24 protein-coding genes, 1 rRNA gene and 1 riboswitch are annotated in these 26,786 nt (G+C 47.8%); of the genes, 18 read left to right on the plus strand and 7 right to left on the minus strand.

The annotated features are described in order from the left end of the window. The first annotated feature begins 8 nt into the window (after positions 1-8). Positions 9-125 (plus strand): 5S ribosomal RNA (gene rrf / locus WA407_RS16890). A gap of 178 nt (positions 126-303) precedes the next feature. Here rrf and WA407_RS16895 read toward each other — a convergent pair. Continuing rightward, the gene (locus WA407_RS16895; protein WP_235307009.1) at positions 304-462 is read right to left on the minus strand and encodes a hypothetical protein; all 159 of its coding nucleotides are present in this window, start codon (positions 460-462) and stop codon (positions 304-306) included. Positions 463-756: 294 nt separating this feature from the next. Between WA407_RS16895 and WA407_RS16900 the strand changes: the two genes are divergently transcribed. The 5 genes from WA407_RS16900 (at position 757) to WA407_RS16920 (ending at position 7,040) form a co-directional block, all read left to right on the plus strand. Then, the gene (locus WA407_RS16900; RefSeq protein ID WP_235307010.1) at positions 757-2,088 is read left to right on the plus strand and encodes an extracellular solute-binding protein; all 1,332 of its coding nucleotides are present in this window, start codon (positions 757-759) and stop codon (positions 2,086-2,088) included. 228 nt (positions 2,089-2,316) lie between these two features. Beyond that, a complete protein-coding gene (locus WA407_RS16905; RefSeq protein ID WP_336077836.1) occupies positions 2,317-3,207 on the plus strand; it encodes a carbohydrate ABC transporter permease in 891 nt (296 codons plus the stop codon). Positions 3,208-3,220: 13 nt separating this feature from the next. Then, positions 3,221-4,045 (plus strand): carbohydrate ABC transporter permease, encoded by an 825-nt coding sequence (locus tag WA407_RS16910; protein WP_043882033.1) that lies wholly within the window; start codon positions 3,221-3,223, stop codon positions 4,043-4,045. A gap of 30 nt (positions 4,046-4,075) precedes the next feature. Further along, positions 4,076-5,875, plus strand: a complete 1,800-nt coding sequence (locus WA407_RS16915) for a sensor histidine kinase (RefSeq protein WP_336077837.1) — start codon at positions 4,076-4,078, stop codon at positions 5,873-5,875. Continuing rightward, positions 5,856-7,040 (plus strand): response regulator, encoded by a 1,185-nt coding sequence (locus tag WA407_RS16920; protein ID WP_025723834.1) that lies wholly within the window; start codon positions 5,856-5,858, stop codon positions 7,038-7,040. The genes WA407_RS16915 and WA407_RS16920 overlap by 20 nt, the downstream gene beginning before the upstream one ends. Positions 7,041-7,112: 72 nt before the next feature. Here WA407_RS16920 and WA407_RS16925 read toward each other — a convergent pair whose 3' ends face one another. Next, positions 7,113-8,018 carry a LysR family transcriptional regulator gene (locus WA407_RS16925; protein WP_235307012.1) on the minus strand — a complete coding sequence of 302 codons (906 nt, stop codon included), beginning with the start codon at positions 8,016-8,018 and terminating at the stop codon, positions 7,113-7,115. Between the two features lie 162 nt (positions 8,019-8,180). On the opposite strand from WA407_RS16925, the gene WA407_RS16930 reads away from it, so the two are divergent. From WA407_RS16930 to WA407_RS16950, 5 genes are all read left to right on the plus strand, one after another. Then, positions 8,181-8,771 carry a flavin prenyltransferase UbiX gene (locus WA407_RS16930; RefSeq protein ID WP_013369033.1) on the plus strand — a complete coding sequence of 197 codons (591 nt, stop codon included), beginning with the start codon at positions 8,181-8,183 and terminating at the stop codon, positions 8,769-8,771. A gap of 28 nt (positions 8,772-8,799) precedes the next feature. Continuing rightward, the gene (locus tag WA407_RS16935; protein WP_336077841.1) at positions 8,800-10,218 is read left to right on the plus strand and encodes a non-oxidative hydroxyarylic acid decarboxylases subunit C; all 1,419 of its coding nucleotides are present in this window, start codon (positions 8,800-8,802) and stop codon (positions 10,216-10,218) included. Between the two features lie 41 nt (positions 10,219-10,259). After that, positions 10,260-10,484 carry a non-oxidative hydroxyarylic acid decarboxylases subunit D gene (locus tag WA407_RS16940; protein ID WP_028541239.1) on the plus strand — a complete coding sequence of 75 codons (225 nt, stop codon included), beginning with the start codon at positions 10,260-10,262 and terminating at the stop codon, positions 10,482-10,484. A gap of 71 nt (positions 10,485-10,555) precedes the next feature. Further along, complete coding sequence (locus WA407_RS16945; RefSeq protein ID WP_336077842.1) at positions 10,556-11,017, plus strand: pyridoxamine 5'-phosphate oxidase family protein; 462 nt, start codon at positions 10,556-10,558, stop codon at positions 11,015-11,017. Between the two features lie 316 nt (positions 11,018-11,333). Next, entirely contained in the window at positions 11,334-13,670 is a 2,337-nt protein-coding gene (locus WA407_RS16950; RefSeq protein WP_250259735.1) for an Ig-like domain-containing protein, read from the plus strand. Positions 13,671-13,742: 72 nt separating this feature from the next. Here the strand turns inward: WA407_RS16950 and sdaAA are convergent, their stop codons facing one another. Together sdaAA and sdaAB are read right to left on the minus strand one after the other, a co-directional pair. Continuing rightward, positions 13,743-14,642 carry an L-serine ammonia-lyase, iron-sulfur-dependent, subunit alpha gene (gene sdaAA, locus WA407_RS16955; protein WP_071639258.1) on the minus strand — a complete coding sequence of 300 codons (900 nt, stop codon included), beginning with the start codon at positions 14,640-14,642 and terminating at the stop codon, positions 13,743-13,745. Continuing rightward, complete coding sequence (sdaAB, locus tag WA407_RS16960) at positions 14,632-15,321, minus strand: L-serine ammonia-lyase, iron-sulfur-dependent subunit beta (RefSeq protein ID WP_235307017.1); 690 nt, start codon at positions 15,319-15,321, stop codon at positions 14,632-14,634. The genes sdaAA and sdaAB overlap by 11 nt, the downstream gene beginning before the upstream one ends. 211 nt (positions 15,322-15,532) lie before the next feature. Further along, positions 15,533-15,648, minus strand: a riboswitch (glycine riboswitch). A gap of 215 nt (positions 15,649-15,863) precedes the next feature. Between sdaAB and WA407_RS16965 the strand changes: the two genes are divergently transcribed. The 7 genes from WA407_RS16965 (at position 15,864) to WA407_RS16995 (ending at position 24,500) form a co-directional block, all read left to right on the plus strand. Further along, on the plus strand, positions 15,864-17,453 hold the full coding sequence (locus WA407_RS16965; RefSeq protein ID WP_336077844.1) for a DUF6359 domain-containing protein: 1,590 nt from the start codon (positions 15,864-15,866) through the stop codon (positions 17,451-17,453). Positions 17,454-17,778: 325 nt separating this feature from the next. Further along, positions 17,779-18,810 carry an ABC transporter ATP-binding protein gene (locus WA407_RS16970; RefSeq protein ID WP_336077845.1) on the plus strand — a complete coding sequence of 344 codons (1,032 nt, stop codon included), beginning with the start codon at positions 17,779-17,781 and terminating at the stop codon, positions 18,808-18,810. Then, positions 18,788-19,714 carry an ABC transporter ATP-binding protein gene (locus WA407_RS16975; RefSeq protein WP_336077846.1) on the plus strand — a complete coding sequence of 309 codons (927 nt, stop codon included), beginning with the start codon at positions 18,788-18,790 and terminating at the stop codon, positions 19,712-19,714. The genes WA407_RS16970 and WA407_RS16975 overlap by 23 nt, the downstream gene beginning before the upstream one ends. 14 nt (positions 19,715-19,728) lie before the next feature. Next, entirely contained in the window at positions 19,729-20,697 is a 969-nt protein-coding gene (gene opp4B / locus WA407_RS16980) for an oligopeptide ABC transporter permease (RefSeq protein WP_104497429.1), read from the plus strand. A 28-nt stretch (positions 20,698-20,725) separates the two neighbouring features. Next, positions 20,726-21,634 (plus strand): ABC transporter permease, encoded by a 909-nt coding sequence (locus tag WA407_RS16985; protein ID WP_013308435.1) that lies wholly within the window; start codon positions 20,726-20,728, stop codon positions 21,632-21,634. Between the two features lie 42 nt (positions 21,635-21,676). Further along, positions 21,677-23,497 carry an oligopeptide ABC transporter substrate-binding protein gene (gene opp4A / locus WA407_RS16990; protein WP_336077847.1) on the plus strand — a complete coding sequence of 607 codons (1,821 nt, stop codon included), beginning with the start codon at positions 21,677-21,679 and terminating at the stop codon, positions 23,495-23,497. Positions 23,498-23,618: 121 nt separating this feature from the next. Next, the gene (locus WA407_RS16995; RefSeq protein WP_336077984.1) at positions 23,619-24,500 is read left to right on the plus strand and encodes a LysR family transcriptional regulator; all 882 of its coding nucleotides are present in this window, start codon (positions 23,619-23,621) and stop codon (positions 24,498-24,500) included. A 27-nt stretch (positions 24,501-24,527) separates the two neighbouring features. Here WA407_RS16995 and WA407_RS17000 read toward each other — a convergent pair whose 3' ends face one another. The 3 genes from WA407_RS17000 to WA407_RS17010 form a co-directional block, all read right to left on the minus strand. Then, complete coding sequence (locus WA407_RS17000; RefSeq protein ID WP_039270255.1) at positions 24,528-25,178, minus strand: amino acid ABC transporter permease; 651 nt, start codon at positions 25,176-25,178, stop codon at positions 24,528-24,530. Positions 25,179-25,192: 14 nt separating this feature from the next. Next, positions 25,193-25,852, minus strand: a complete 660-nt coding sequence (locus WA407_RS17005) for an amino acid ABC transporter permease (RefSeq protein ID WP_023986681.1) — start codon at positions 25,850-25,852, stop codon at positions 25,193-25,195. Positions 25,853-25,923: 71 nt separating this feature from the next. After that, positions 25,924-26,754: a transporter substrate-binding domain-containing protein gene (locus WA407_RS17010; RefSeq protein WP_039270256.1), complete on the minus strand. Its 831-nt coding sequence runs from the start codon at positions 26,752-26,754 to the stop codon at positions 25,924-25,926. Between the last annotated feature and the right edge of the window lie 32 nt (positions 26,755-26,786).

The following is a 26,786-nucleotide window of genomic DNA, read 5'->3' on the forward strand; positions in this document are numbered from 1 at the left end:
AATTCATGTTTGGTGGCGATAGCGGAGGGGTTCCACACGTACCCATCCCGAACACGACCGTTAAGCCCTCCAGCGCCGATGGTACTTGGACCGCAGGGTCCTGGGAGAGTAGGACGTCGCCAAGCAAGATAAAAGAGCACAGCCTTAAAGGCTGTGCTCTTTTTCCTATAACCAATTCATTTATCATTCACATGAAAGGTCTTTCTCATGGATTCGGTCAAAAGTTTTATGATATCCTGGTTGTCCTTTGTATAGTGGTGCTTAGTTAGCATTTTTAACTAAGGACAGTATTAACTGGGGAAGTTAATCTATTTCAACCTGTTCTGTCTGAAGGACACTCAAGGCTAGAAGTTTACGGGTAATTTCTTTTTGCCACTTGGTATCTCCGACTTGTACGGCAAGATTGAGAAGGTCCAAATAATCATCAATATGCAGGGAGGTTTTACTGAAAGTTTCTTTCACTGCGGTCCTGCCTCCTTTAAAGTCTATGTGTATTTATCATTTAATAATGATAATCATTATCAAAAGATGATCTTATTCATATTATGCCTGTGTTCTAGATAAATTGCAAGTTATGATATGAATGAATTTTGAAGCACGCAAATGAGGGCTTGAAAAAACAAACCCTTCTCCTTAAGTTCACGCATTGTTCACGTCTTTTCTATGGAACATAATGAAAAGAACAAGCGGGCATTGAGTGTCCACCAATAAGGAGGGCAAATTGCGCAATGCTTCAACAAGAGGAGGAAAAAGACCATGAGCAGAACAAAAATGAAAGCGTTTGCCGTAGTGGTGGCGAGCGCCTTGGCATTGACGCTGGCAGCTTGTAATAACGGACAAAGCGCAAGTCCGGGAAATTCAGGAGAACCGAGCAGAGGCACCGCAACGAAAGATGTTACGATTACCTTTCAGAACATTAATCCTGATCCGAGCACCCCTTCGTACAAAATGATTAAGCAAATTGTAGGTCAATACGAGCAGGATCATCCTCATGTCAAAATTGAATTGGATTCGCTAAATACAGATCAACAAAAGCTTAAGCTGAAGACACAGGCAGCGGCGAAGGAAGTACCTGATATCACGATTGTAAACCCGGCTGCACAGATGAAGCCATTTGTAGATGCCGGGCTGCTGGCTCCATTAAACGATGTGGCTGATAAAGAGGGGTTAAAAGATACATTTCAGAATGGACTTCTTAATTACTATAGTTTCGACGATAAGCTCTACGCTTTTCCGGATGGCAACAATATAGAAGTGGTGTTTTACAATAAGGAACTGTTCAAGCAGGCGGGAATCCAGAAGTTGCCGACCACCTTTGACGAGCTGATTACGACGGTCAAAACGCTAAAGGCGAAGGGAATTACTCCGATTGCCATTGGGGAAAAGGATTCATGGACGGGGTCCCTCCTTTTTATGAACATTTTGTTGCGTACGAATGAAGGACCGAATTTTCTCAATGATGTACTGGACGGCAAAAAGACGTTTAACGACCCGGCTTTTGTGGAAGCGGTGGATGCATTTCAGGAGTTGGTGCAGTCAGGAGCTTTCCCGGATGGAGCTACTTCTATTGACTACAATGCAGGCGGTAATATTTTTAAAACAGGAAAAGCCGCGATGTATATCATGGGTACATGGGAAACGGGGTCAATTGATGCTTCTTCGGTAGCGGGTAAGGTAGGAGCGTTTCAATTCCCTACGGTGAATGGCAAGGGTGATGTGAATGAGTATGTAATTGCGCCGGGCAGCGCATTTGCGGTATCTGCGAACAGTGAGCATTTACAGGAAACGAAGGATTTTCTGCACTATTTTATTAAGGAGATGCCCAAAATTCAGTTTGATTTGAAAAATGCGATTGGCAGCGGTCAGAAAATGAAGGGTGATCTGAAGGAAGCGGGCTACTCCGAGTTAGCGATTAGTCTTAATGAGCTGTTCAAGAATGTAAAAGGGGGCGATCTCGCTTTTGATAATACGATGAATCCGGCTATTGCGCAGGCGCATCTGAGTAGCATTCAAAACCTGTTCGTGCAAAAGGAAGACTCTGCACAAGTTGCCAAGGAACATCAGAACACTTTTGAAGCGAATAAATAAGTGAGGATTTTGCAAAAATCCAATAAGCGACTCCCAATGAACAATATATAGATCAAATTGGCCTGGTTCGTCTAGATATTACACTTTGGAGCGACTGGCATTGAATTTTGCAAAATCCTGAAGTAGCAGGCACTAGGGAGGGGGCAGAATGCTTCTTCCCTGATTGGAAATCATGTAGGTTTCGCATCCTCAGAAGATGTTCAGAATCAACACAAAGGAGATTAGAGCATGAATGTACTGAAGGTGCCAGCACGTACCATTGCCGTTTTCGTGCTACCCTGCCTGTTGTTGTATACCTGTATGGTATTTGTTCCGATTCTGGTGTCGGTGTATTGTGGATTGCTGGATTGGAACGGAATTGCCGAGGCAAAGTTCGTGGGGCTGGCTAATTTTGAGCGGATTTTTACAGCAGATTCAGTATTCTGGCCATCCGTGAAACGGACTATGATGTTTGCTGTGTTTTCCATGCTGGAGATTCCGTTCTGTCTGCTGCTGGCGATCTTGCTTAATCGTTATGTGCGTAAGGCCAATACGCTGGTTACGATGTATTTTCTGCCGGTTATTCTATCGGTGGTCATTATCGGGCAGCTGTGGAAGACGATCTATAATCCGGCCTCGATGGGTGGAATGCTGAACGGTATTTTGATGGCGATTGGGCTGGAAAGCTGGACACGCTCATGGCTGACGGAACCGCAGATAGCGATGTACGCCCTCTATTTTGTATCGTTGTGGCAGTATTTTGGCTATCATTTGCTTATCCAGTTTACCGGAGTACAAAACATACCGAATGAGTTGTACGAAGCAGCCAAAATTGATGGAGCTGATGGATTCAAAGCAGACCGCTATATTACGCTGCCGCTCATTGTACCTATTTTCAAGATATCAATTGTATTAGCATTTATCGGCTCCCTGCAATCGTTTGATTTGATATGGGTGATGACGGGTGGAGGACCAGCCCATGCGACGGATACTGTATCCACGTATATGTACAATATGTCCTTTTTATCGATGAAATACGGATATGGCAGCGCATTGGCTTCAATTCTCGTAGTGATTTGCTTGTCATTTACAATTGTGATAAATTTTGTTTTCAAAAGAATCGAAAATAAGGTAAGCTAAAGGAGATGGAACTGTGAATGCCTTGAAAAAAACGGGAGTCTTTTCCTTATTGGCAATCTTAATTGTCACGCAGCTGTATCCACTCTTTTGGCTGCTGACCTATTCGTTGAAGACGAATGAAGAGATATTGAGCTCAAGTTTCTTTGCACTCCCTCAAGTGCCCCAGTGGCACAACTATCAGGAAGCCTATGAATCAGGGAGCTACTTGCGTTATTTAGGAAACAGTGTGCTGGTGACCGGGGTTACGATGATTTTCGTCATTTTATTAAGCTCGATGACTGCTTATGCGATTACACGTTTTCGTTGGCGCTTCGGGGCTGTTGTGCTGACTTTGTTTTTGATCGGGATGATGATCCCGATGCAAGCCACACTACTGCCGCTGATGGTGATGTTTAAAAACGTCCATATTCTGAATACGTATTTCTCACTGATTTTACCCTACATTGCTTTTCAGACACCGATTGCGGTCTTCATCCTATCCGGCTTTATGCGGTCCATTCCCCACGAAATTGAAGAATCCGCTTACATTGACGGAGCAAGCATTTATCGTATTTTCCGCAGTGTAATCTTACCCATCTCGATTCCGCCTATCATGACGGTATGTATTTTAACTTTCATTAACATCTGGAATGAATACATTATGGCTGCCACCTTTATCTCATCCGAGAAGCTCAAAACTCTCCCTTTCGGCGTATATACGTTCGTCAGCCAGTATTCTGTGAACTACGGTAATATTGGTGCTTTTCTAGTCATGGGTGCCTTACCGGTCATTATTATTTATTTTGTTCTGTCCGAAAATATCACCAAGGGCATGGTTGCGGGAGCGGTTAAAGGATAGGCGGCCGATGCGAAAGGAGCGCGCGGTGGTATGATGCGCCGTTTTCAATCCATTCAATACCGCTTGTTTGTTCTGTTCCTATTGAGCATGTCCGGCATTGTGCTGGCGGTCAGTCTATTATTTTACAACCGTACTACGGTGCAGTTCCATGATAAGGTCAGCGAACTGGCGCGTAAAAATGTATCCCAGACGGCAGGCCTATTCGAATTGCTACTCGGCAGCTATAACAGTCTCTCCAAATCGATCAGCAACAATATGGATTTGGTTCGTCTGTTGACGACGGATAGTAGTGATTTACCTGCTGTCAATTACATCAACGAACGTACGATTACGAATATTCTGGGGGCTATCTATTATTCGCGTGAGGATCTGATTGGCATCCATGTCATCACAGACACAGGCAAGGTATATAACTATGGAAATTATATGAATGTCATTGATACTCATTACGAACATACGGAATGGTATAAGGAAATTCGAAAGTCGGCGGGCAAAATTGCATGGCTGGGCGTGTATCCTCACTCTGTCATTGATCAGGTGGAAACCAGACCCGTGTTTGCGTTTGGGCGGCAGCTCTATGATCTGGATGAACACAAGCCGATTGGTATTGTCCTGTTTGAGGCTGAGCCGCGTTCTGTATTGTCCGCTCTCCACAATTTGCGGTTAGGCACCAATAGTCAGGTATATTTGTTGGGTCATGAAAATCGAATTGTGTCGGCCACTTCCTCTGATCCGCCACCGGATTTGCAAAATCTAGAGCAGCAGGTACCGGAGGAGGATGTTATTGTAAATCGAAGTAATGAAAGAGTTGTAATCGCTTCCAAGTTGCCGTTTGCCGACTGGTCTGTGATTAGTGTGACACCTAGTGAGGATCTGAACGTGGAGCTGGTGCAAAATCAAAGGTACTTATTTATCGTGGCACCTATACTTATTATTGTGTCGGCGTTAATTGCATCTATCGTCTCCAGGAGCATTTCCCTTCCACTCAAGCGAGTCATTCGGGAAATGAAGCGGGTAGAGACAGGAAATTTCCGTCATACGGTAAACACCAAATCCTATGAAGAAATCAATCAACTAGCTACCTCTTTTAACCATATGGTAAGACGGATTGCAGAGCTGATTGAGCTGGTGCGTATATCATCGGTCAGCGAAAAAAATGCGGAGCTGCACGCGCTACAGACGCAGGTCAATCCCCATTTTCTATATAATACGCTGGATATGATCTATTGGATGCTGGACGAAAAGGGACAAGATCAGCTCGGAGAGGTGGTTCTCTCCTTATCCCATATGTTCCGTTACAGCAGCCATTGGGAAGAGGGGACCGATGTAAGCCTTCGTGAAGAAGTGGAGCAGGTTGGCCACTATCTTACCATTATCCAAGCCCGGCTGGAGGGCAGGGTATCCGTAGACATCAATATTGAAGAACGATGGATGGATATCCGCTTGCCGAAAATGACCTTACAGCCATTGATTGAAAATGCGGTGAAGCACGGATTGGAGCCTCTTCATGCGGATCCAGGTGGCAAGCTGCTCGTCAGAGCGGAGGAATATGGCGGTGTATTGAGCCTGCACATCATCGACAACGGTGCAGGGATGGAGTACGAACGATGGGAGGTGGTCCAGGTCGCTTTGGCAGAACCCGGCAGCAAACAGGCGGGCAGCGGGCAGGCGGGAGGCATCGGCCTGCAAAACCTAAATTTACGGCTACGGCACATGTTCGGAGAAGAGTACGGCCTACGGATCTCTAGCGTACCTGGGGCCGGAACAACAGTCACTGTAAGTGTGCCTCTGCCACAGAAGGAGGAGAAACATGAATATTCTGATAGCTGACGATGAAAATATGATTCGGCAGGGGATTCGGCGTACCATTGGCCAAGCTCTACCAACCTGCGGCATTCATCTCGCTGCTTCCACCGAGGAGGCAGCAGGCATTCTGGCGGAGCATCCTGTAGATATTGTATTAACTGATATCCTGATGCCCGGTATGGATGGTCTGGAATTCATGCGTATTTCTAAGCGAAAGCATCCTCATCTGCAGTGGGTTGTCATTTCGGCCCATTCCGACTTCCATTATGCACAAAGAGCAGTAAAGCTGGGTGCCAAAGACTACCTGTTAAAGCCGATTGGTAAAAGAAAGCTGCTGGAATGCATTGAAATACTGGCAGCCGAAGCGCTTGTGGCCTCGCAGCAGGCGAACGAGGGTAGGCTTCTCAAATCCAATATGGTTTATTTGCGTGAAGCCGTTTTCCAACGCTATGCCCTTGGACTGGACACGGGCAAGCTGGATATACAGCCTTTTGTCGAAAATTATCCGGAATTCCATCTCTTCATGGTTCGCATGGAACCTGATCACAAGCAGACGCATCTGGAGCATTTTATGATTGAAAATGTACTGTCCGAGCTCATTGAGGCAGGAGGCAGCGGCTTTGTCGTCAGTCTAGACCGCCATAGTCTGCTGGGCATTGCAAGGCTAAGGGATGAAGCAGAGGCCGCACGGCTAGAGACGTTGCTCGAATCCCATCTGAAGCGTTATGTGAAGGTGCCCCTACAAATTACACGTTCGGGTGTTCATCACAATTTTGCCTCCATACCTGAAGAGGTGGCGCGACTAAGACGTACACCAGAGGAGATTGCAGCCGCAGCAGCGGATACAGGAGAATGTCTGCGCAAAGGCATGCATACGGTAGATGTGGCATTGCAATACATTCGGGCTCACTTTACAGAGGAGCTGTCGCTGGAGAAGGTGGCTTCAATCGTATTTTTGAATCCGGTGTATTTCAGCCAGTTATTCAAGCAAAAGACGGGACAAGGCTACAAGGATTATGTCATTTGCCTGCGTATGGAGGAGGCGAAGCGGCTGCTCAGTGATCCTCATCTGCGGCTGGCTGATATTTCGGAGCGGATCGGCTATCAGGATATGCGGCATTTTACACAGGTATTCCGGCGCAAATGTGGAATGACTCCAACCGAGTATCGGCATCAAGGAGTCAAGTAAGGCGGTATCAACGACCGAATGAAGGAAGTTCATCTAGCATCAGACTGTTTCAGGAGTAGAGCGGTAGAGCATCTACTCGGGAACAGTCTTTTTTGTGTCTCCAGCTTGTAGCAGTTCAACAAATTTGCGAGCTGCATTGGATAAATAACGATCTTTGCGCCATACGACGGCAGGCTGTGTGAAGGGGAATGGCTCCTTAATGGAGAGTGTGCGAAATCTGTCCCCGTATTCTTGTCCCAAGCCAGCGTCTGGAATAATGGTAATTCCCATGCCTGTGGAAACGAGCGAGAGAATGGTCGATATTTCTGGACAGTCTAGTACGACGCGCGGAATAAGATGGTGTTCCTGAAATTTGCGGATGACGGTTTCGTATAGTCCGTGTCCTTCTGTTCGGCGTCCCAACAAGAGGTCATAGCTGGCAGCTTCCTGTAATGTAATTTCCCCACTGGGATGGCGATCTGCCCATTCACACGGAAGAACCGCAACAAAAGAAACGCCCTCCAGTTCAATCGTATGGTACGATTTGTCATCTACCGGAAGCAGCAGCAGGGCCAGATCAACTTTATTTTGGTGCAGCAGCTCTTCCAGATGATGTGTGTCTCCGTGTCCTATTTTAACGTATACCTCTGGATAAACCTGATGAAAGCGACTGAGTTGTTCAGTAATCAGAGACATACAGGCGGATGACGTGCCTATAGCAAGTGTGCCGGTTACTTTGTTTTCAAACTCCCCAATTTCTCTACAGGTGTCCTCCATTTCAGCCAATAATCGTTTGGCGCGTGTATACAGTGTATACCCGGCCTCGGTAACTTCCCACTTCTTTCCTTCACGGTAAATCAGCTTTACACCAAGCTCGTCCTCCATATTTTTGAGTTGTTGACTCAGTGGAGGCTGGGCCATGTTGAGCGTTCTGGCGGCCTTGGTGATTTGCCCTTCCTCCACGATGACGCAAAAGTAATGCAGATGCTTCAAGTCCATTGGGGGATTCCTCCTCATTTCTAAACAACGCTTCGATTTGAATACTTTTAAAGTATGCATTACATATATTATATATATTTTTCGTGTGCAGGGAACGGGCGTATAATTTTTGACAGTAATGCATGGGTGAACATAAAACGATGGGATGGAAGGAGGGGACATATGAAGAAAATCATTGTAGGAATATCGGGAGCGACAGGGTCGATCTTTGGTATCCGTATATTGCAACAATTACGAGAGGCTGGGGTCCAAAGCCATCTGGTGCTATCCCCGTGGGCTATTGCGAACATCCCCTATGAGACAGGCTACACGGTGAAGGAAGTGGAGGCAATGGCGGATGCAGTTTACTCGTATAAGGATCAGGCTGCGCGTATTTCCAGCGGCTCCTTTCGAGTAGACGGCATGGTCGTCGCTCCTTGCAGCATGAAGACCCTTGCCTCCATTCGTATTGGTATGGCGGACAACCTGCTTACCCGATCAGCGGATGTGATACTGAAGGAGCGAAAGAAGCTGCTGCTCATGACCAGAGAAACACCATTAAGCAGTATCCATCTGGAAAATATGCTGGAGCTGTCACGTATGGGCGTGATGATCCTGCCGCCGATGCCTGCCTTTTATAATCATCCTGCAAGTATCGAGGAATTGGTGGATCATATTGTTTTTCGTGCATTGGATCAGTTCGGTATTGTCACAACCGCAGCCAAACGCTGGGATGGAATGAAGCAGAATGACTCCAGACTGCACCAGAATTGAGAAATCGAAAGACGAAGGAGAATGAATGATGGCCTATAAAGACTTTCGCGATTTTCTACACACCTTGGAAAAGGAAGGACAATTACTCACGATTAGCGATGAGGTAAAGCCAGAGCCGGACCTGGCAGCAGCTAACAGAGCGTTAAACAATCTTGGTGATAAGACGCCTGCTCTCTTTTTCAACAACATCTATGGATATACGGATGCTCGTATTGCAATGAATGTGATGGGCTCCTGGCCCAATCACGCCCTCATGATGGGAATGCCCAAAAACACGCCGCTCAAGGAGCAGTTTTTTGAATTTGCCAGACGCTATGGACAATTTCCGGTGCCCGTGAAGCGGGAAGAAACCGCACCCTTTCATGAAGTCGAGATTACAGAGGATATTAATTTGTTTGATATTTTGCCGTTGTTTCGTTTGAATCAGGGGGACGGAGGGTTTTATCTGGATAAAGCCATTCTAGTTTCACGCGATCTGGATGACCCGGACACCTACGGTAAGCAAAATGTCGGCTTATACCGGATGCAGGTGAAAGGCAAGAACCGTTTGGGCATCCAGCCTGTACCACAGCATGATATTGCGATCCATATCCGTCAGGCTGAGGAGCGCGGAGAAAATCTGAAGGTGGCTATTGCCCTCGGATGTGAGCCTGTGATTACAACGGCTGCTTCTACGCCGTTGCTGTACGATCAATCCGAATATGAGATGGCGGGCGCCATTCAGGGTGAGCCTTATCGTGTGGTCAAAGCGAAGGATGCAGATCTGGATCTGCCTTGGGGAGCCGAGGTCATTTTGGAAGGCGAAGTGTTAGCAGGTGAACGTGAGTATGAAGGTCCATTCGGTGAATTCACAGGTCACTATTCCGGCGGCCGCGCGATGCCAGTCATTCAGATTAATCGTGTATATCACCGCAAACAGCCTATCTTTGAGCATCTGTACATCGGGATGCCTTGGACGGAAACGGATTATATGATCGGTGTGAATACAAGTGTACCGTTGTTTCAGCAACTTAAGGATGCTTTTCCTAATGAAATCGTGGCTGTTAATGCCATGTATACGCATGGGCTGGTCGCTATTATTTCCACGAAAACCCGATATGGCGGCTTTGCAAAGGCTGTGGGGATGCGTGCGTTAACGACTCCGCATGGATTGGGGTATTGCAAGCTCGTGATTGTGGTGGATGAGGAGGTCGATCCGTTCAATCTTCCGCAGGTCATGTGGGCTTTATCCACCAAGCTTCATCCAAAGCATGATGCTGTCATTGTTCCTGGCTTGTCTATTTTACCGCTTGACCCCGGCTCTGATCCGGCAGGTATGACGCACAAAATGATATTGGATGCGACGACACCTGTAGCACCGGATATTAGAGGACATTACTCGCAGTCGCTCGATTCCCCGTTGGGTGTAGCAGAATGGGAGAAAAAGTTGAGCCAAATGCTTCGCTGAATATTTTTAAAAATAAAGAAAGATTAAAGGAGTGCTGACAGATGCATATTTGTCCCCGTTGTGAATCTAATCGTTCGGAGGTAGTTACCCGCTCGCCAGTTAAAGGCGCCTGGGAGGTTTTGTTGTGCCCTGTATGCCTGTTCACATGGCGGACCTCAGAACCGGATAGCATTACGGATCCAGCAAAGTATAAATCGGCGTTCAAGGTAAACCCCCAAGATATTCCGAATGCTGCTCATGTTCCTCCTATTCCAGAGCGGATATAGGGTCGTTCGTAAGTAGCCGTAAATTATGGTACTTTGAAGTTATAGGCCAAAAGTAAAGGGGAATATACTTCATGCAGACACCAAGGATCGGTAAGGAACTGTTTACGCTGCTAGACGGTAAGGAGCTGAAGGACAAGCAGCATGAAGCAATGATGCTGCTGACGGTCACGGAAGATCAGTGGCCGCACATAGCGATGATTAGTGTGGGCGAGGTTGTAGCGCGGGACGAGGGGAATTTGCGTCTGGCACTATGGCCGGGTACGACCACGACAGGCAACATGATCCGTACTGGGAAGGCGACGCTTGCGGTGTTCACCGGAGGGAAGGCGCATTATGTGCGGTTATCACTGGAACATCTGCCTGCTTTGCCTGGAGCCAAGCATGTACGTGAGCGATTTGCGGCTCATGTTTTTGCAGCCAGAGAAGATTCGGCCCAATATGCGGATATCTTGACAGGTGTCACAGTCCGTCTCAAGGAACCGGAATCAGTGATCCATCGTTGGAAGGAAACGGTGGCTGAGCTGTTAATGTAAAGCCATCTGATTACTCCGTCGTTTATATGCACCAACTGGCTCCTAATATGGAAGAATACCATCATTTAAGAGTTCGCGCAGCAGCATATAGCTGTTTGTAAATGCGAGATTGTGGATCTGTTGAGAAAACTCTTCACTATGGCTCTGAAGCTACACAAATTGTAATGTCTAATCTTTATCAGAAACGATCTAGTTAATAAGGACCAAATTTCCTTCGAAGCCTAAACTATTCTTTTCCATATGACGACATAAAACGTAGGTGTAAGGATTTTGCGAAATCCTTAATTTAAGTTTTGAAATGGGAGGGAATTAGATTTTGAAGAATAGATGGTCCGGTTTTCTGGCGTTGGTCATCCTGATTTCAAGTTTTACATCATATGCAGGATTTGCATCTGCTGCGGATGCGGTGCTTTCCAAGATTGTCCTTTCCTCTAACGAGGTAACTTTGCAGCAGGGAGATACGGCTGCGTTGACGGCTACTGCTGTTTTTAGCGATGGGACAACCTCGAATGTAACCGTAAGCACGGATTGGAAAAGTGATAATACAGCTATTGCTACTGTGTATAATGGTACAGTTTCGGCCAAGGCTGAAGGGGAAGCCACCGTGGTTGCGACCTATAAAGAGAAGGTGCAATCGGTTCAGGTACATGTAACGAAAAAGGTTAAGGCGCTGACATCCAGTGTACAAAGCCTGAACTTGCGTTCAAGCGGTACAGGACAGGTTGATTTGACAGCGACATACAGTGATAATACAACAGCTCAGGTTTCGGGTGATGCTACTTGGACCTCCGATAATCAAAAGGTAGCCACAGTAGTTAACGGATTGGTTACCGCTCAGGGAGCAGGTACAGCTAATATTAAGGCCGTATATGGTCAACAGACCGTAACCATTGCTGTGCAGGTGGAGCAGGTTAAACGTCTCGATGTCAGTTCATCAGAGGTTTCTCTTTTGTTGAAGGATACTGAGAAGGTTAAGCTTTCAGCGACGTTCCCGGATGGATCGGTACAGGACGTGACAGAGTCCGCTGAGTGGAGCTCCAGTAATGCAGCCGTGGCGGATGTACTGAAAGGCACCATTACCGGCTATAGTGCGGGTAAGGCGACAATTACAGGTAAATATGGCACGATGTCTGCTACGATTTCGGTGGATGTCGATCAAACGAATAAGCTGAAAGCCAGCGAATCCAATATTTTTCTCCGTCTGGATGAATCTAAAAAAGTACAAGTTTCTGCCGTTTATCCGGATGGGACGGTAACGGATATCACAGATAAAGCTACTTGGACATCAAGCGATGAAAAAATTGCGACTGTGAATAAGGGAACGATTATGGCGATTGGAGCGGGTTCGGCTACGGTGACCGCTAAGTATGGAGATAAGACCGTTTCGATCAAGACAGATGTCGAAACCTCCAGATATCTGGATTTGAGTGAGGACAAGCTGAGCCTGAATGCCAAGGAATCCAAAAAGCTCAAGCTGACCGCAACGTATGTAACAGGTACGGAAGAAGATATCACAAGTAAGGCAGAGTGGAAGTCCAGCAATGAAGACATCGCTTTTGTCAGTGCGGGAGAAGTTACGGGTTATAAAACAGGTGAGGCTACGATCACCGCTTCTTATGGTGGTAAAACAGTTACAGCTACGGTATCCGTAAATGTACCCGGTGATCTGTCTCTGTCCTCCAAAACGGCAACGATTGATATTGATGAGGACTATACTGCAACTCTGACGGCTACTTATGCGGATGGACGTAAAGAAGATGTAACACAGGATGCAGAATGGACTTCAAGTGCAGAAGATATTGCCTCTGTGTCCAAAGGAACGATTACGGGTAAATCCGCTGGTAAAGCGGTTATTACAGCGACCTATAATGGCAAAAAACTGACGATTAACGTGCAAGTAGGCCTTGTAGACCGTCTGGAAACAGACTCGCGTGTAATTGCGCTTGGTGCTCAGGAAACGAAGCAACTGAAAGTAACAGGAGTTAAGAGTGGCGGTACAAAAACAGATGTAACTAAGGACGCCACCTGGACAACTAGCAATGTAAAAGTGGTTGAGGTTAGCGAAGGTTTGATTAAAGCGAATGGTAGCGGTAAGGCAACTGTGACTGCTTCATATGGCAAGCAAAACATTACGTTTACGGTAGAAGTGGACGTAGCGCAAAAGATTGAAGCGGATGCAATCGCGCTATCGCTCAAATCTGGAGATCAAAAAACCATCGCGATTGTGGTTAAATCGAGTGATGGTAAAGAAAAGGACGTTACGGCCCAAGCTGAATGGAAAACGTCTAATTATAAGGTAGCCACTGTTAAAAAGGGTCAGGTTACTGCGGTTAGCTACGGTAAAGCTAACATTCAGGCGAAGTTTGGCGGGAAGGTAATTAGTGTACCCGTGGATGTTGATACGCTTAAATACCTGCAAACAGACGAAGTTGCTTTGAATTTGAAGGCAGGACAGCTGGCTAAGGTTACGGCTACAGCCACGTATAAGGATGAGTCGGAGAAGGATGTTTCCAAACCGGCTGTCTGGTCCTCGTCCAGAATTATTGTTGCGACCGTCAAAGACGGTAACATTAAGGCACAGGGCAAGGGTAAAGCTGTAATTACTGTGAAATATGCAGGTAAAATGACAAAGGTACAGGTAACCGTTCAGTAAAAAAGAGAGCAAGCATACGTCCAAGGACGATAGGCTTGCTCTTTTTATTTTAAGGAGGCTTCCGCTTATAAATTATGACTTATCCTTCTTGGTCGGTGTGTTGCGTGTAAGTGATTCGGTCAAACGCTTGCCAGTCGGCGTCTGGGCCAAGCCGCCTTTGGCAGTCTCGCGGTGCTTCGACGGCATCGCACTGCCGACTTCAAGCATCACGTCAATGACTTCGTCAGACGGAATAGCGCTACGCACACCCGCCAAAGCCATGTCCGCTGCGGCAAGCGCAGTCACGGCTCCCAGCCCGTTGCGCACAATGCACGGGATCTCCACGAGTCCGGCGACGGGGTCGCAAATCAGGCCGAGCGTGTTCTTAAGAGCGAGACCCACGGCGTGAACAGCCTGTTCAGGCGTACCACCGCGCAGCTCGACCATAGCACCAGCGGCCATCCCGATAGCTGAGCCAATCTCAGCCTGACAGCCTCCCTCCGCGCCAGAAATGAAGGAGTTGTTGGCGATCACGTAGCCAATAGCTCCAGCGGCGAATAGTCCGTTCACCATATGCTCATCATCCCAGCCGAACCGCTCCTGCGCACTGATGAATACACCAGGGATAACCCCACATGAGCCTGCGGTAGGCGTGGCGACAATGCGACCCATGGATGCATTAACCTCCGACACGGAGAGGGCATAAGCCATGGCGAGCGCGGAGGCATCGCCGGAGCAGGTTTCCCCTGCCCGCAGATACTCGGCTAGGCGCTTGCCGTCCCCGCCCGTCAATCCACTGCGGGATACGGTGTCTTGTGTCTGTCCGCGATGAACGGCTTCCTTCATGACTTCATAATAATCAGACATTTGACGAAAGATTTCTTCCTCCGTTGTATTCGTTTCTTGTACCTGCTCTTGAATCATCAAGCGGCCAATCGTGGTGGATTCTTCAGCGCATAAAGCGCTGATCTCATGCAAATGGCTAAACCGCATCGGATTCAGCTCCTTTTTTCAAATTAATCATTTTAATTTCATACATATGAGGCAAAGAGCGCAGTTTTGCGATCAGTTCAGCCGTAGGTGGACTGTCCGTTTCGATGGCGGTAAGTGCTTCACCATCTCGGCCTTTGCGATCCACATGCATATAGGCAATGTTAATGTCAGCAGCGCCGAGCGCTGAAGTCACCGCACCTAATGTACCGGGTTTATCTGAGTGGAGAAGCACCAGCGTAGGCAGCTCCCCGGTCAGATTGACCCGGAATTCATTCAGTTGCTGGACATGGATGCTGCCGCCGCCGATGGAGGAGCCCAACAGTGTGCGCTGATCCTCGCCCTTCCACAGCTCGAAACGGACAGTGTTCGGATGAGGGGCGGGGAGTCCGCTGACGGCGAATTCCACGGCCATCCCGGCTTGTTCGGCCCACTGCTCGGCATCGGGAATCCGGTGATCGTCCGTATCGTAATTAAGCAGTCCTGCGATGAGCGCCAGATCTGTACCGTGTCCTTTATACGTATCGGCAAAGGAGCCGTATAATGTCATGCGGGCACGGTCAGGCTGCGCTCCGAGCCAGTGCCGGGCAACGCGTGCGAGTCGCACCGCGCCTGCGGTGTGTGAACTGGAAGGTCCGGTCATGGCCGGGCCGATAATAGAAAATACATCTTTGAAACGCATGGTGTGGCCCCCTGTATGTTCTAATACCATACTATATGGTATTTCCGCGTCTTTGCGCGGTTATGACGGTTCCTAATGCTGACGCACAATGTGAGCACAAAAAAGGACAGGATAAGGAAGTTTCCCTTATCTCTGTCCTCGTTACCTGAGAGTTTCGTGCGGTGTTCTTACCGCCTTACCCCTTGGGTGGCTTGCGCTCTCTCCAGAGTTGCGTCAGATGACGATACATGGACCTGAGAGATTATCCGCCAGCCGGGTGCTGGCGTCTTGCTCCTTCGGTGCCGCCAGAGTGTAGGCTCCCTGGACAGACTCTCCCGTCATCTTCATTCGCGTATACCGTTCTACATGTCTTTCTTAGGGTAATGTATGCCGTGCTCGGTGTCAATCACAGGGTTCAATTTTTACATAAACAGGTGCGTTTCCAATAAAAAAGATTAAAATTTACATAATTATGGATGAAATCAGGAAGGAATTAGAAGATTGGCGGCTAATCTGATAAAGGACAAGTACATTTATGGAAAACATAGGAGGGATATTGACGTATGGTAAAAGGCTTGCGGTTCACAGGTTCACGCTTAAAAGGGATGCTGCATCTAGCAGCAATCGTATCACTGCTGATCGGGATCTTCGTTCCACTCGGTCAGGTCAAGGCAGAGGGAGCATCGACAGTAGCCGAAGCACTTCAGGGCCAAAGCAGTGGAGGTACGGTGACGGTGGAAGGCTTCATTGTCGGACATGCTACCGGATCGAAAACGGCTAACTTTTCTTCTCCGTTCGCGAATGATTTTAACGTACTGATTGCCGATCAGGCAAATGAACGTAATACGTCTAATCTATTGGATGTACAGCTGACTTCAGCGTATAGAGGGCAATTTGGGCTGTCAGGCCATCCTGAGCTGATCGGCAGCAAAATTCGTGTGACGGGTACACTCGGCGCCTACAATAATTTTGGTGGAGTGAAAAGCCCAAGCGCTGTTGAACTGGTGGGCGGAAGCGAACCGGGGGAACCAGGTGAACCTGGCAACCCGGGTCAACCCGGTACTACATTGCCGGATGGAAAAGGCAAAAAGGTGCTGTTCGATAATACGCACGCACAGACCGCTGGTGCAGCAGATTGGGTCATTGAAGGCGCCTTTTCCGACTTTGCCAATGGACTGCGTAATGTAGGCTTTACGGTAGACCAATTGAATCGTCCCATTCCTTTTACTTATGGAGAGCAGGCCATAACATATGACAAGCTGCGCCAATATGATGTGTTCATTATTGGTGAAGCGAATGTTGCCTTTAAGGCATCCGAGCAGGCCGCTCTGCTGCAATACGTGAATAACGGGGGGAGCGTCTTCTTCATCTCCGATCATTATAATGCGGACCGTAACAAAAACCGTTGGGATTCCTCCGAAGTTATGAATGGCTACCGTCGTGGAGCCTATACTAATCCGGCCAAAGGCATGACTGCAGAAGAAGCAGCATCACCGGCGATGCAAGGATTAACAAGCTCCGATTGGCTGGCGACCAACTTTGGTGTTCGTTTCCGTTATAATGCGCTTGGTGACGTGAATGCTACTGACATAGTAGCCGCAGATCAATCTTTCGGCATTACCAAGGGTGTGCGCTCGATTGCAATGCATGCAGGATCTACGCTGGCTATTATTGATCCTACCAAGGCTAAAGGCATTGCTTATATCCCTTCAGGCACGAAAAAATGGGGGAATGCTGTAGACCAGGGAGTTTATAATGGCGGGGGCCGTGCAGAAGGGCCTTATGCCGCTATCTCCAAGGTAGGTCAAGGCAAGGCAGCGTTCATCGGTGATTCTTCCCCTGTAGAAGATGCTACACCGAAATATGTGCGTGAGGAAAACGGACAGTCGAAGAAGACATATGATGGTTTCGAGGAAGTGGATGATTCCACCTTCCTGGTGCAAACGGTCCAATGGCTTGCATGGAAGCAGGACTACACGAAATTGTCCGATGTGGAAGGCTTGACTCTGGATCAACCAACGAAGCTTCTGCCATTCGAGGAGCCTGCGGCTTCTACCGAACCGCAGGCTGAGCCTTGGTCTGCTCCGGCAGCAGGCTACAAATGGTATGATCCTAGAACGTTCAAGTCTGGCTCCTATGGAGCGGCATCATAATTATCGTGAGGAGCTCAATGTGAGCTGGTGCTAGTTAGTCGTTTGATCCCTGTAGAGGGATCAGGCGACTTTTTTTGTGATGAAAATTAACCTGTGGTTGGTTATTTCATTACATTTTGTGCCAGAAAGGCCGCGCTACTGCTGGATCATTGATTTTTTAAATGATGTTGATAGCATAATCTTAATTGATATATCCATATACTGGTGATAGGATGTATTCAAATTATTCCGACAAAAACGGTATGTAATGTTCATGAGAGGTTTTAAACATCAAACATGGTGAGAATAAGCGGGACAAGACCATGGAGAATGGAGGAAGCGCGCATTGAATACCGAACCCGTGTTGGAAATTAAAGGATTATCCGTCTCTTTTCGCATCAAGGATCAATATCACCCCGCAGTCGACCATCTGGATCTGACGGTCAACCCCAATGAAGTGCTGGCTGTAGTCGGAGAATCTGGCTGTGGCAAAAGCGCGCTGGCGCTTTCTATCCCGCAACTGCATGACATGGAACGCACACGTGTAGAGGGAGAGGTCCTTTTTAAAGGCACGGACCTGAACCGTCTTTCCTCAGGGCAAATGAATAAAATCCGCGGAGCGGGCATTGGTATGATTTTTCAGGACCCGCTGACAGCACTCAACCCGTTGATGAGCATTGGCAAGCAGATTGAGGAAAATCTTGATTATCATACGTCACTATCTACGAAGCAAAAAAGGGAACGTGTGCTGGAGCTGCTGGAAAGTGTAGATATACCGAATCCTGTGCGTGTGTATGATCAGTATCCGCATGAACTGTCAGGAGGGATGCGGCAGCGTGTGATGATCGCGATTGCCATAGCTTGTCGACCTTCTCTTATTATTGCAGATGAGCCGACGACTGCGCTCGATGTAACGATCCAATCGCAAATTCTCGACTTGCTCAAACAGCTTCAACAGGAGACTGAGAGCGGAATTATCCTGATTACGCACGATCTTGGTGTTGTGGCAGAAGTAGCCGACCGCGTGGTGGTCATGTATGCCGGAGAAATCGTGGAGAGCGCTGATGTTTTTGAATTATTCAGGCATCCACAGCATCCGTATACGCGTTCTTTGCTTGCTTCTATGCCGGGATCGCATACCAAGGGGGAATCACTGCATGTCATCGGCGGCATTGTTCCCTCATTACAAGATATCCCCCGCAATAGTTGCCGCTTTGCTCCGCGTATTCCTTGGATTCAGGAGAGAGTGCATGAAGACCATCCCCAACTAAATGAAATTTCCCCTGGACATTGGGTCCGTTGTACATGTTATCAGCATTTTCATTTTGAAGACGAGGCAAAGGGGGAGGCTGCTCATGGCACTACTGGAGTTAAATGATCTGAGGGTCCACTATCCGGTGCGCGGTGGTTTCTTCCAGCGTGTTATCGATCAGGTGAAAGCAGTGGATGGCGTGTCGATCAGCATTGAGGCAGGCCAGACATACGGGCTGGTGGGAGAATCCGGTTGTGGAAAAACGACGACAGGCAGGACGATCATCGGTCTAAATAAGCTGACGAGCGGACGGCTTCTGTTTAAAGGAAAGGACCTTGCAGCTCTGAGCCGTAACAATCGCCATCCACTGCGTAGAGATATTCAGATGATTTTTCAGGACCCATACTCTTCGCTCAACCCGCGTAAGCGCGTATTGGATGTCATTGCTGAACCGCTGCGAAATTTTGAAAGGCTGAGCAGTGAGGAAGAACGAAGGAAAGTACAGACGTTGCTGGAAAAGGTCGGCTTGAACGCCGATGCAGCCTACAAATATCCGCATGAATTTTCCGGGGGGCAGCGGCAGCGGATCGGGATCGCGCGTGCGCTGACATTAAACCCCAAACTGATCATTGCTGATGAGCCGGTGTCGGCGCTGGACGTTTCCGTGCAGGCACAGGTGCTTAATTTTATGAAGGATGTGCAGCGGGAGTTTAATTTAACGTATCTTTTCATCAGTCATGACTTGGGTATTATCCGCCATATGTGCGACCAAATCGGTATTATGTACCGAGGACGTCTAGTGGAACAGGGGAGCGAGCAAGACATTTATGAGCGTCCACAGCATCTGTATACCCAGCGCCTCATTGCAACCATTCCCAATATTGATCCTACAAAAAGACTGGAAATTGCCAAGAAAAGGCGAATGCTTTTATCCTCCTACAAAACAGAGCTATCCAAACATCTAGACGCGAGTGGAAAGCCGTTTGCACTAAAATCAGTAAGTCCATCCCATCAAGTCGCGCTACCATAAGGGGGGTACAGAATATGTGGAAATTTACACTGCGTCGGCTGCTGGTTATGATCCCTCAACTTTTTGCACTGAGCGTGCTTATATTTTTCCTAGCTAAGGCAATGCCGGGGGATGCCCTGACAGGACTTATTACTTCGACACCCAATCTGAATCCGGCCGCACTGGAAGAACAGCGACAAAGACTGGGACTGAATGATCCGGTGTGGGTGCAGTATGGGAACTGGCTCGTCCAGCTTGCTCACGGGGATCTGGGCAAATCTTATGTACATAAAATTAGCGTTACCGATCTGATTGGCAGCCGTCTGGGGAACACGTTCTTTCTGGGCGTAGTAATTCTGGTTCTGACGTATCTGATCGCCATTCCGCTCGGCGTACTCAGCGGTCGTTATCAGCATAGTTTGCTGGACAAAACCGTAGTGGGCTATACCTATCTCAGCTTTGCGACACCTTTATTTATACTCGCGTTGTTGCTGCTGTACGTATTCGGATTCAGGCTCGGCTGGTTTCCAACCAGCGGCAGTGTGGATGTAGGCGTGGAGCCGGGGACATGGTCATATTACGTGAACAAGTCGTATCATCTCATTTTACCGGCGGTTACAGGCGCATTGCTCAGTACAACGGCTACGATTCAGTATTTGCGCAATGAGGTCATTGACACAAGACTGAAGGATTTTGTGAAAACAGCGCGTTCCAAAGGGGTACCCGAAGGTAAAATTTATTCCCGCCATATTTTCAAAAACTCTCTATTGCCGATTGCTGCCTTTTTGGGCTATGACCTGACGGGAGTAATTGCAGGCAATATTTTTCTTGAATCTATTTTCGGTTATCCGGGGTTGGGCCAATTATTTCTCCAGTCCATCACTCAACGGGATTTTTCAGTCGTGAACGCGCTGGTCATGATCTCTGGCTTCTTGGCGCTATTAGGAACTCTTTTATCTGATGTCATCCTAAGCAAAGTCGATCCCCGCATTCGAATTGAATAGCGAACAAGTCTAGAGAAAGGGAGGGATTATGGTGTCTATACAGGTGGAAGAGGTCTTCACGCCGGAAATCATTCGTAAATCACCATCCAGTTGGTCTGTACTACGTCGTGAGCTGGTGCGTGACAAAATGTCCTTGGTTTCCATTGGCTTTGTAATTCTGTTCTTGATCTTTATATATGCCTCTGTCCTGTTTGTAAATCAGGATGTAGTCACGACGGTCGATTTGGGCGCGATCCGTGAAGCTCCAGGCTCAGTGCATTGGCTAGGGACAGATCGAGCGGGTAGGGATATTTTCGGTCAGCTGGTCATTGGAGCCCGCAATTCCTTCACCATCGGCTTTACGATTACATTGTTATCCGCCGCTATTGGCTTAACGTTAGGTTTGCTGGCTGGTTTTTATGGGGGACTGGTCGATAACATCATCATGCGAATCATTGATTTTATTCTGGTGCTTCCGTTTTTGATGCTGGTCATCGTGTTTGTCAGCATTGTACCCAAAAGCGGCATAGGGTCCTTTATTTTCATTATGACTGCCTTTTTATGGATTGGGAAAGCACGTCTGATCCGAGCCAAGGTGTTGTCGGAGCGCGAACTGGATTATGTGCAGGCTTCCAAAACCCTTGGCACACCCAATTGGAAAATCATCTGGTTTGGCGTGCTGCCCAATCTTAGCTCGGTCGTGATCGTCAATCTGACCCTCAGCCTCGCGGGGAATATCGGGATTGAGACCGGGCTTTCTTATCTCGGCTTTGGCTTACCGGAATCTACTCCAAGCTTGGGTACACTGGTGAGTTATGCCAATGACCCGGATGTTTTGCAGAATAGCTGGTGGATGTGGTTGCCTGCATCACTGCTTATTTTGGTGCTAATGCTGGCGATTAACTTTATTGGCCAGGCGCTCAAACGCGCCACGGATGCCAGACAACGATTGGGTTAACTGAAGTTCAAGGATAAGGACAATGACAAGGAGGGATTTACAATGGTTAAACGCTGGAAAAAAGGAATTCTGCCTGTTCTATCTGCAATTTTGGTATTTTCACTGGCCGCATGCAGCGGTTCGCCTTCCGCTTCAAATGGAGGGAAATCGTCTGACGGTACAGGCGGCTCAGGGTCCGACAGCAAGCAGGTGAATGCGACAGCGCTGGCGAAGGCGGTCAAGAACGATAAGGCGCCGATTAAGGGTGGCATCATCAATTATGCACTCGTGTCTGATACCCCTTTTGAAGGTATTCTGAATCCTGTATTTTATGAAGGCAATCCTGATTTTGAAGTCTTCCAGTTTTTCTACCCTTCTATGTTTTCGATTGACTCCAATCTAAATATTGACGGTAAAGGGGCGGCGACGATTTCCTTTTCCCCAGACAATAAGGCTGTGACTGTCAAAATTGATCCCAAGCTGAACTGGACGGATGGTAATCCCGTAACGGCAGAGGACTATGCTTTTTCCTATGAAGTGATCGGTCATAAAGACTACGAAGGCCCGCGTTATGATAGCTTTATGACCAACATTGTGGGCATGGAGGATTATCACGCGGGTAAGGCCAAAACCATTTCTGGCATCAAGGTGCTGAATGAGAAAGAGGTTACCATTCATTTCAAGGAACCTAATCCTTCGGTGAAATCGGGACTGTGGTCTACACCACTGGAGAAAAAGGTATTTCAGAATATTCCCGTGAAAGATATGGCCGGATCTGATCCTGTTCGTAAAAATCCGATTGGCTATGGGCCGTTCAAAATTAAATCTATGGTCACAGGTGAATCTGTGGAATTCGTCAAAAATGAAGATTATTTCCACGGTGAGCCCAAGTTGGATGGCCTTCATCTGAAGGTGGTGAACCCAAATGTCATTACCGAGGCGCTGAAAAGTGGAGAAGTTGACTGGGCCAGCTATCCAACCACCCGTTACAATGAGGCCAGCAATCCGAAAAATGTACAGTTTCTCGGTCAGGAGGAATTATCTTATAGCTATGTAGGCTTTAAGATGGGCAAATTCGATCAGGCCAAGAATCTAAATATCATGGACCCGAACGCCAAGCTGGCGAACAAGTCATTGCGTCTGGCCCTTGGCTATGCGCTGAATAATGAGCAGGTCGGCAAGCAGCTCTATCATGGACTTCGGATTCCAGCAACATCCCTGATTCCGCCTGCCTTTAAGGGATATCATGATATGAATGCAAAGGGCATCACGTATGACACGGACAAGGCGAAAAAGCTGCTGGACGAGGCAGGCTATGTGGACACCAATGGAGATGGATACCGTGAGGACCCTAAGGGCAAGGAACTGGTGCTCCATTATGCGGCAATGAGCGGAGATGCGACAGCTGAATCGCTGGCGAAGTTTTATTTGCAAAACTGGAAGGATGTCGGACTTCATGTCGAGCTGGTGGACGGTCGTCTGCTTGAGTTCAATTCTTTCTATGATCGTGTGCAAAAGGATGACCCCGACATTGATATTTTTGGCGGTGCGTGGAGTACGGGTTCAGATATAGACCCTAGTGGACTGTATGGACGCGGAGCCAGCTTTAACTATTCGCGTTTTACGAGTGAAGAGAATGATAAGCTGTTGCGGGAAGGGGTGTCTGTTAAAGCCTTTGACGACAATTATCGTAAAGATATATACAATCAGTGGCAGGCGTATATGAGCGAGGAGGCACCCATCGTACCGACGTTATTCCGTTACTCGTTAGAGGCAGTGAATAATCGGGTAGCCAATTACGATATTACCCGCGGCAAGGAGTACGATGCAGACACGTTTGCGAATATTACGCTGACTGCGGAAAAAGCAGAAGTAGCCCAATAATCTCAAAAAAGCGCAATAACCTGAAGAAGAAGCGCGAACCGGATGGATCCGATCTTGCGCTTCTTTTGACCTTTCATGCAATCATTCTGGGGATTCTCGAAGGGAGAGAAGGAAGACGGAAATACGTCAGCTTCAATACTTTATTGCTGTATGCGAGGAACTACATTTTACAAAAGCTTCGGAAAAGATCGGAATCTCCCAACCCACGCTCAGCTTGCAAATCAAGGCGCTGGAGGAGGAATTGGGCATGACGCTTTTTGATCGTGCAGGTAAGAAGATTAAAATGACAGATGCCGGGAAGTTGTTGCTGCAACACAGTGCACATGCGCTCAAGGATTTGCAGCAAGCAAAGGCTTCCATTGAGGAGTTGCGCACCGAGCAACGCGGGAGTTTGCGGATTGGTATTGCATTACCGGAGTTGGAGGAGTCATTGCATGAAATGCTTATCCATTTTCATCAGTCATTTCCTAGAGTCAGCCTGCACATCCATCCATCATTTGATGTAACAGAACAGCTGCTGGATAACCGAATGGATGTTGGCATTACACTGCATTCGGGTACGGATGAAAGGCTTGTCCAGCTTCCTCTTCGTACGGAGAACTACTGTCTTGTTGTTCCGGTAGAGCATGTATTTTCCAACCGCTCTTCCATTACCCTGGACGAATTGAGGCATGTACCCTGGGCGATGCAGCCAGAGTGTCATCCCGGCAGGAAGCTGATTGAGAAGTGCTTCCGGGATCGCGGGTATCCCTTTGCAACCGTCTTGGAGACAAATTCCATACCTTCAATCCTGCGCTGGGTGCAGGAGGGACTTGCCGTAACCCTACAGACGGAGTCCCTTGCGGCAGAATTGGATCGCTCACAATTTTGCACTGTACCTATTTTGTGCGGCGTGCTCCAGGGTCAGCTAGAGTTGATTTATCGGTCTGGCCGTTATCAGGGAGAAGCATTGAAGCGATTAATTGAAAAGATACAAGCTGTACTAACAGTGCGTTCCAACTAGTGGCAACGCTGATGAGTATCACGAGCTTTAATGTGTACGAACTTCCAGCCTGCGTGCAATCAGTGACATACTGTAATTGACAGCAAAGTACAGGAAAGCTGCGAACAGCAGGGCTGGAATGACAAAGGATTGATTTTGCCCACCGACAATCTGAATGTTATGCGTCAGCTCTGGCAAACTGATAATGACAGCCAGTGAGGTATCCTTGAATAGGGAAATGAATTGGCTGACAATCGGGGGCACCATGCGACGAAGCGCTTGGGGCAGAATGATATGCCATAAGGTTTGAGAGTAGCTTAGACCGGAGGAACGTGCGGCTTCCACCTGTCCTTTATGGACCGAATTCAGACCGCTGCGCACAATCTCGGCAATCATGGCTCCCTCGAAGATCGACAGGCCTGTAATGGCTGCCCACTTGAGGGAAATCGACAATCCGATGGATGGTAAAACCATACCGATGAAGAAAATAATGAGCAATAATGGAAGATTGCGAATGAGATCAATGATAAAGGCTGCAACCTGTGAAATGACAGGTAAGCGAGTATAGCGCAGGATGCCGAATAAGATACCGAGAACGAAGCTGAACACGATAGAGTAAATAGCAACCTCCAGCGTGAGCAGGAAGCCCTCCAGTATAAAACGCACATTAGGCCACACAAATAATCCACCGAAATCCATACGGGCTTCCCTCCTTAGGATGTTTTGGACAGACGCCGTTCCATGTATAGTACAAGAAAGCTAAGCGGAACCGTCAAGATAAGATACAACAGCGCCGTGATGGCGTAGACTGTGATGGGCAGGAAGGTATCCGAGTTAATGAGGTCCGAGTAATACATTAGGTCCAGTCCGGCCACAATAGCCAGCACGGAAGAGTTTTTGACCAGATTAATGAATTGGTTGCCGATCGCAGGCAGTACAATTTTGATGGCTTGCGGTAAAATAATGCTGATCATCGTCTGGTTGTAACTCAACCCGGAGGACCTTGCCGCTTCAAATTGACCCTTGGGCACAGATTGAATGCCGGCACGTATGGCTTCAGCAATAAAGGAGGCCGTGTATACGGTCAATCCAAGCGTTCCAGATACGAATCCGTCCAAAGGGATGCCCAAAGTGGGAAGCCCGAGATAAAAAAACAGTACGACGATCAGCAATGGGATATTGCGGATGACCTCTACATAGACGGTACCGATCCAGTTCAGCCATTTAAAAGGCGCAATTCGGAGGATGGCAATAATAGCCCCCAGAATAAAGCTTCCAATCAAGGCAATGACACTAGCTTGAACGGTATGAAGCAAGCCTTCTCTGAAACGGTCGCTATGATCAAAAAGTACGTTGATATCAAAAGTAAGCATCTGTGAATGTACCTCCTTATCCAGACCTAAGAAAGGAAGGAGCTCGCAATGGCGGCTCCTTCACAAGAATACTATTCGGGTTTAACCCCAAGCCATTGCTCGTGGAGCTTATCGTATTCACCGCTGCTTTTCAGTTCCTTGATCGTATCATTAATGGCTTGCAGCAGTTCCGGTTGTCCCTTCTTCACTGCAATGCCGTAAGGTTCCTCTGTGAAGTTCCCGCCTACAAGAGTATAATTCGGGTCTTGCTGCTGCATGCCGAGCAGAATAGAGTTATCCGTAGTCAATGCTTCTCCTTTACCTGCTTTGAGGGCGTTGAAAGCATCCTGATAGTTTTCGAATTCCAATATTGTTGCTTCAGGTGCTTTTTCGCGGATATTTTTGGCGGAGGTAGAGCCTTTCACGGCGAGCACCTTGGTTTTTGGGGTCAGAGACTCCAGCCCGGTGATGGGGCTCCCCTTTTTCACGAGCAGAGATTGCCCGGCGTTAAAATAGACGTCGCTGAAATCAACCTGTTTTTTACGTTCATCCGAAATGGTCATCGTCGCGATAATGGCGTCAATGTCCCCGTTTTGCAATAAGGTGATTCGTGTTTTGGACGTGACCTCTTTTAGTTCAAGTTTGGTTTCATCGCCAAAAATATGTTTGGCTACAGCCTTAGCGATGTCGATATCAAAGCCTTCTACTTTTCCGCTAGCCGGGTCTTTCAGTCCGAACAGCTTGGTATCGTATTTCACACCAATGACCAGTTTGCCACGCTGTTTGATCGCTTCCAGCCCGTTGGCTGTTGCCGCCTCATTCCCCGACGTTGCCGCTCCTTCTTTGCCTCCACAGCCTGCCAACACGAGCAGACAAGATAAAGCTACCAGCACCAAAGTACTCCATTGAAATCTTTTTCTCATCAGAACATTCCCCTTTCGATTTACGCTACATT

The organism is Paenibacillus sp. 203, from assembly GCF_037027525.1.
Lineage (GTDB): Bacteria > Bacillota > Bacilli > Paenibacillales > Paenibacillaceae > Paenibacillus > Paenibacillus polymyxa_B.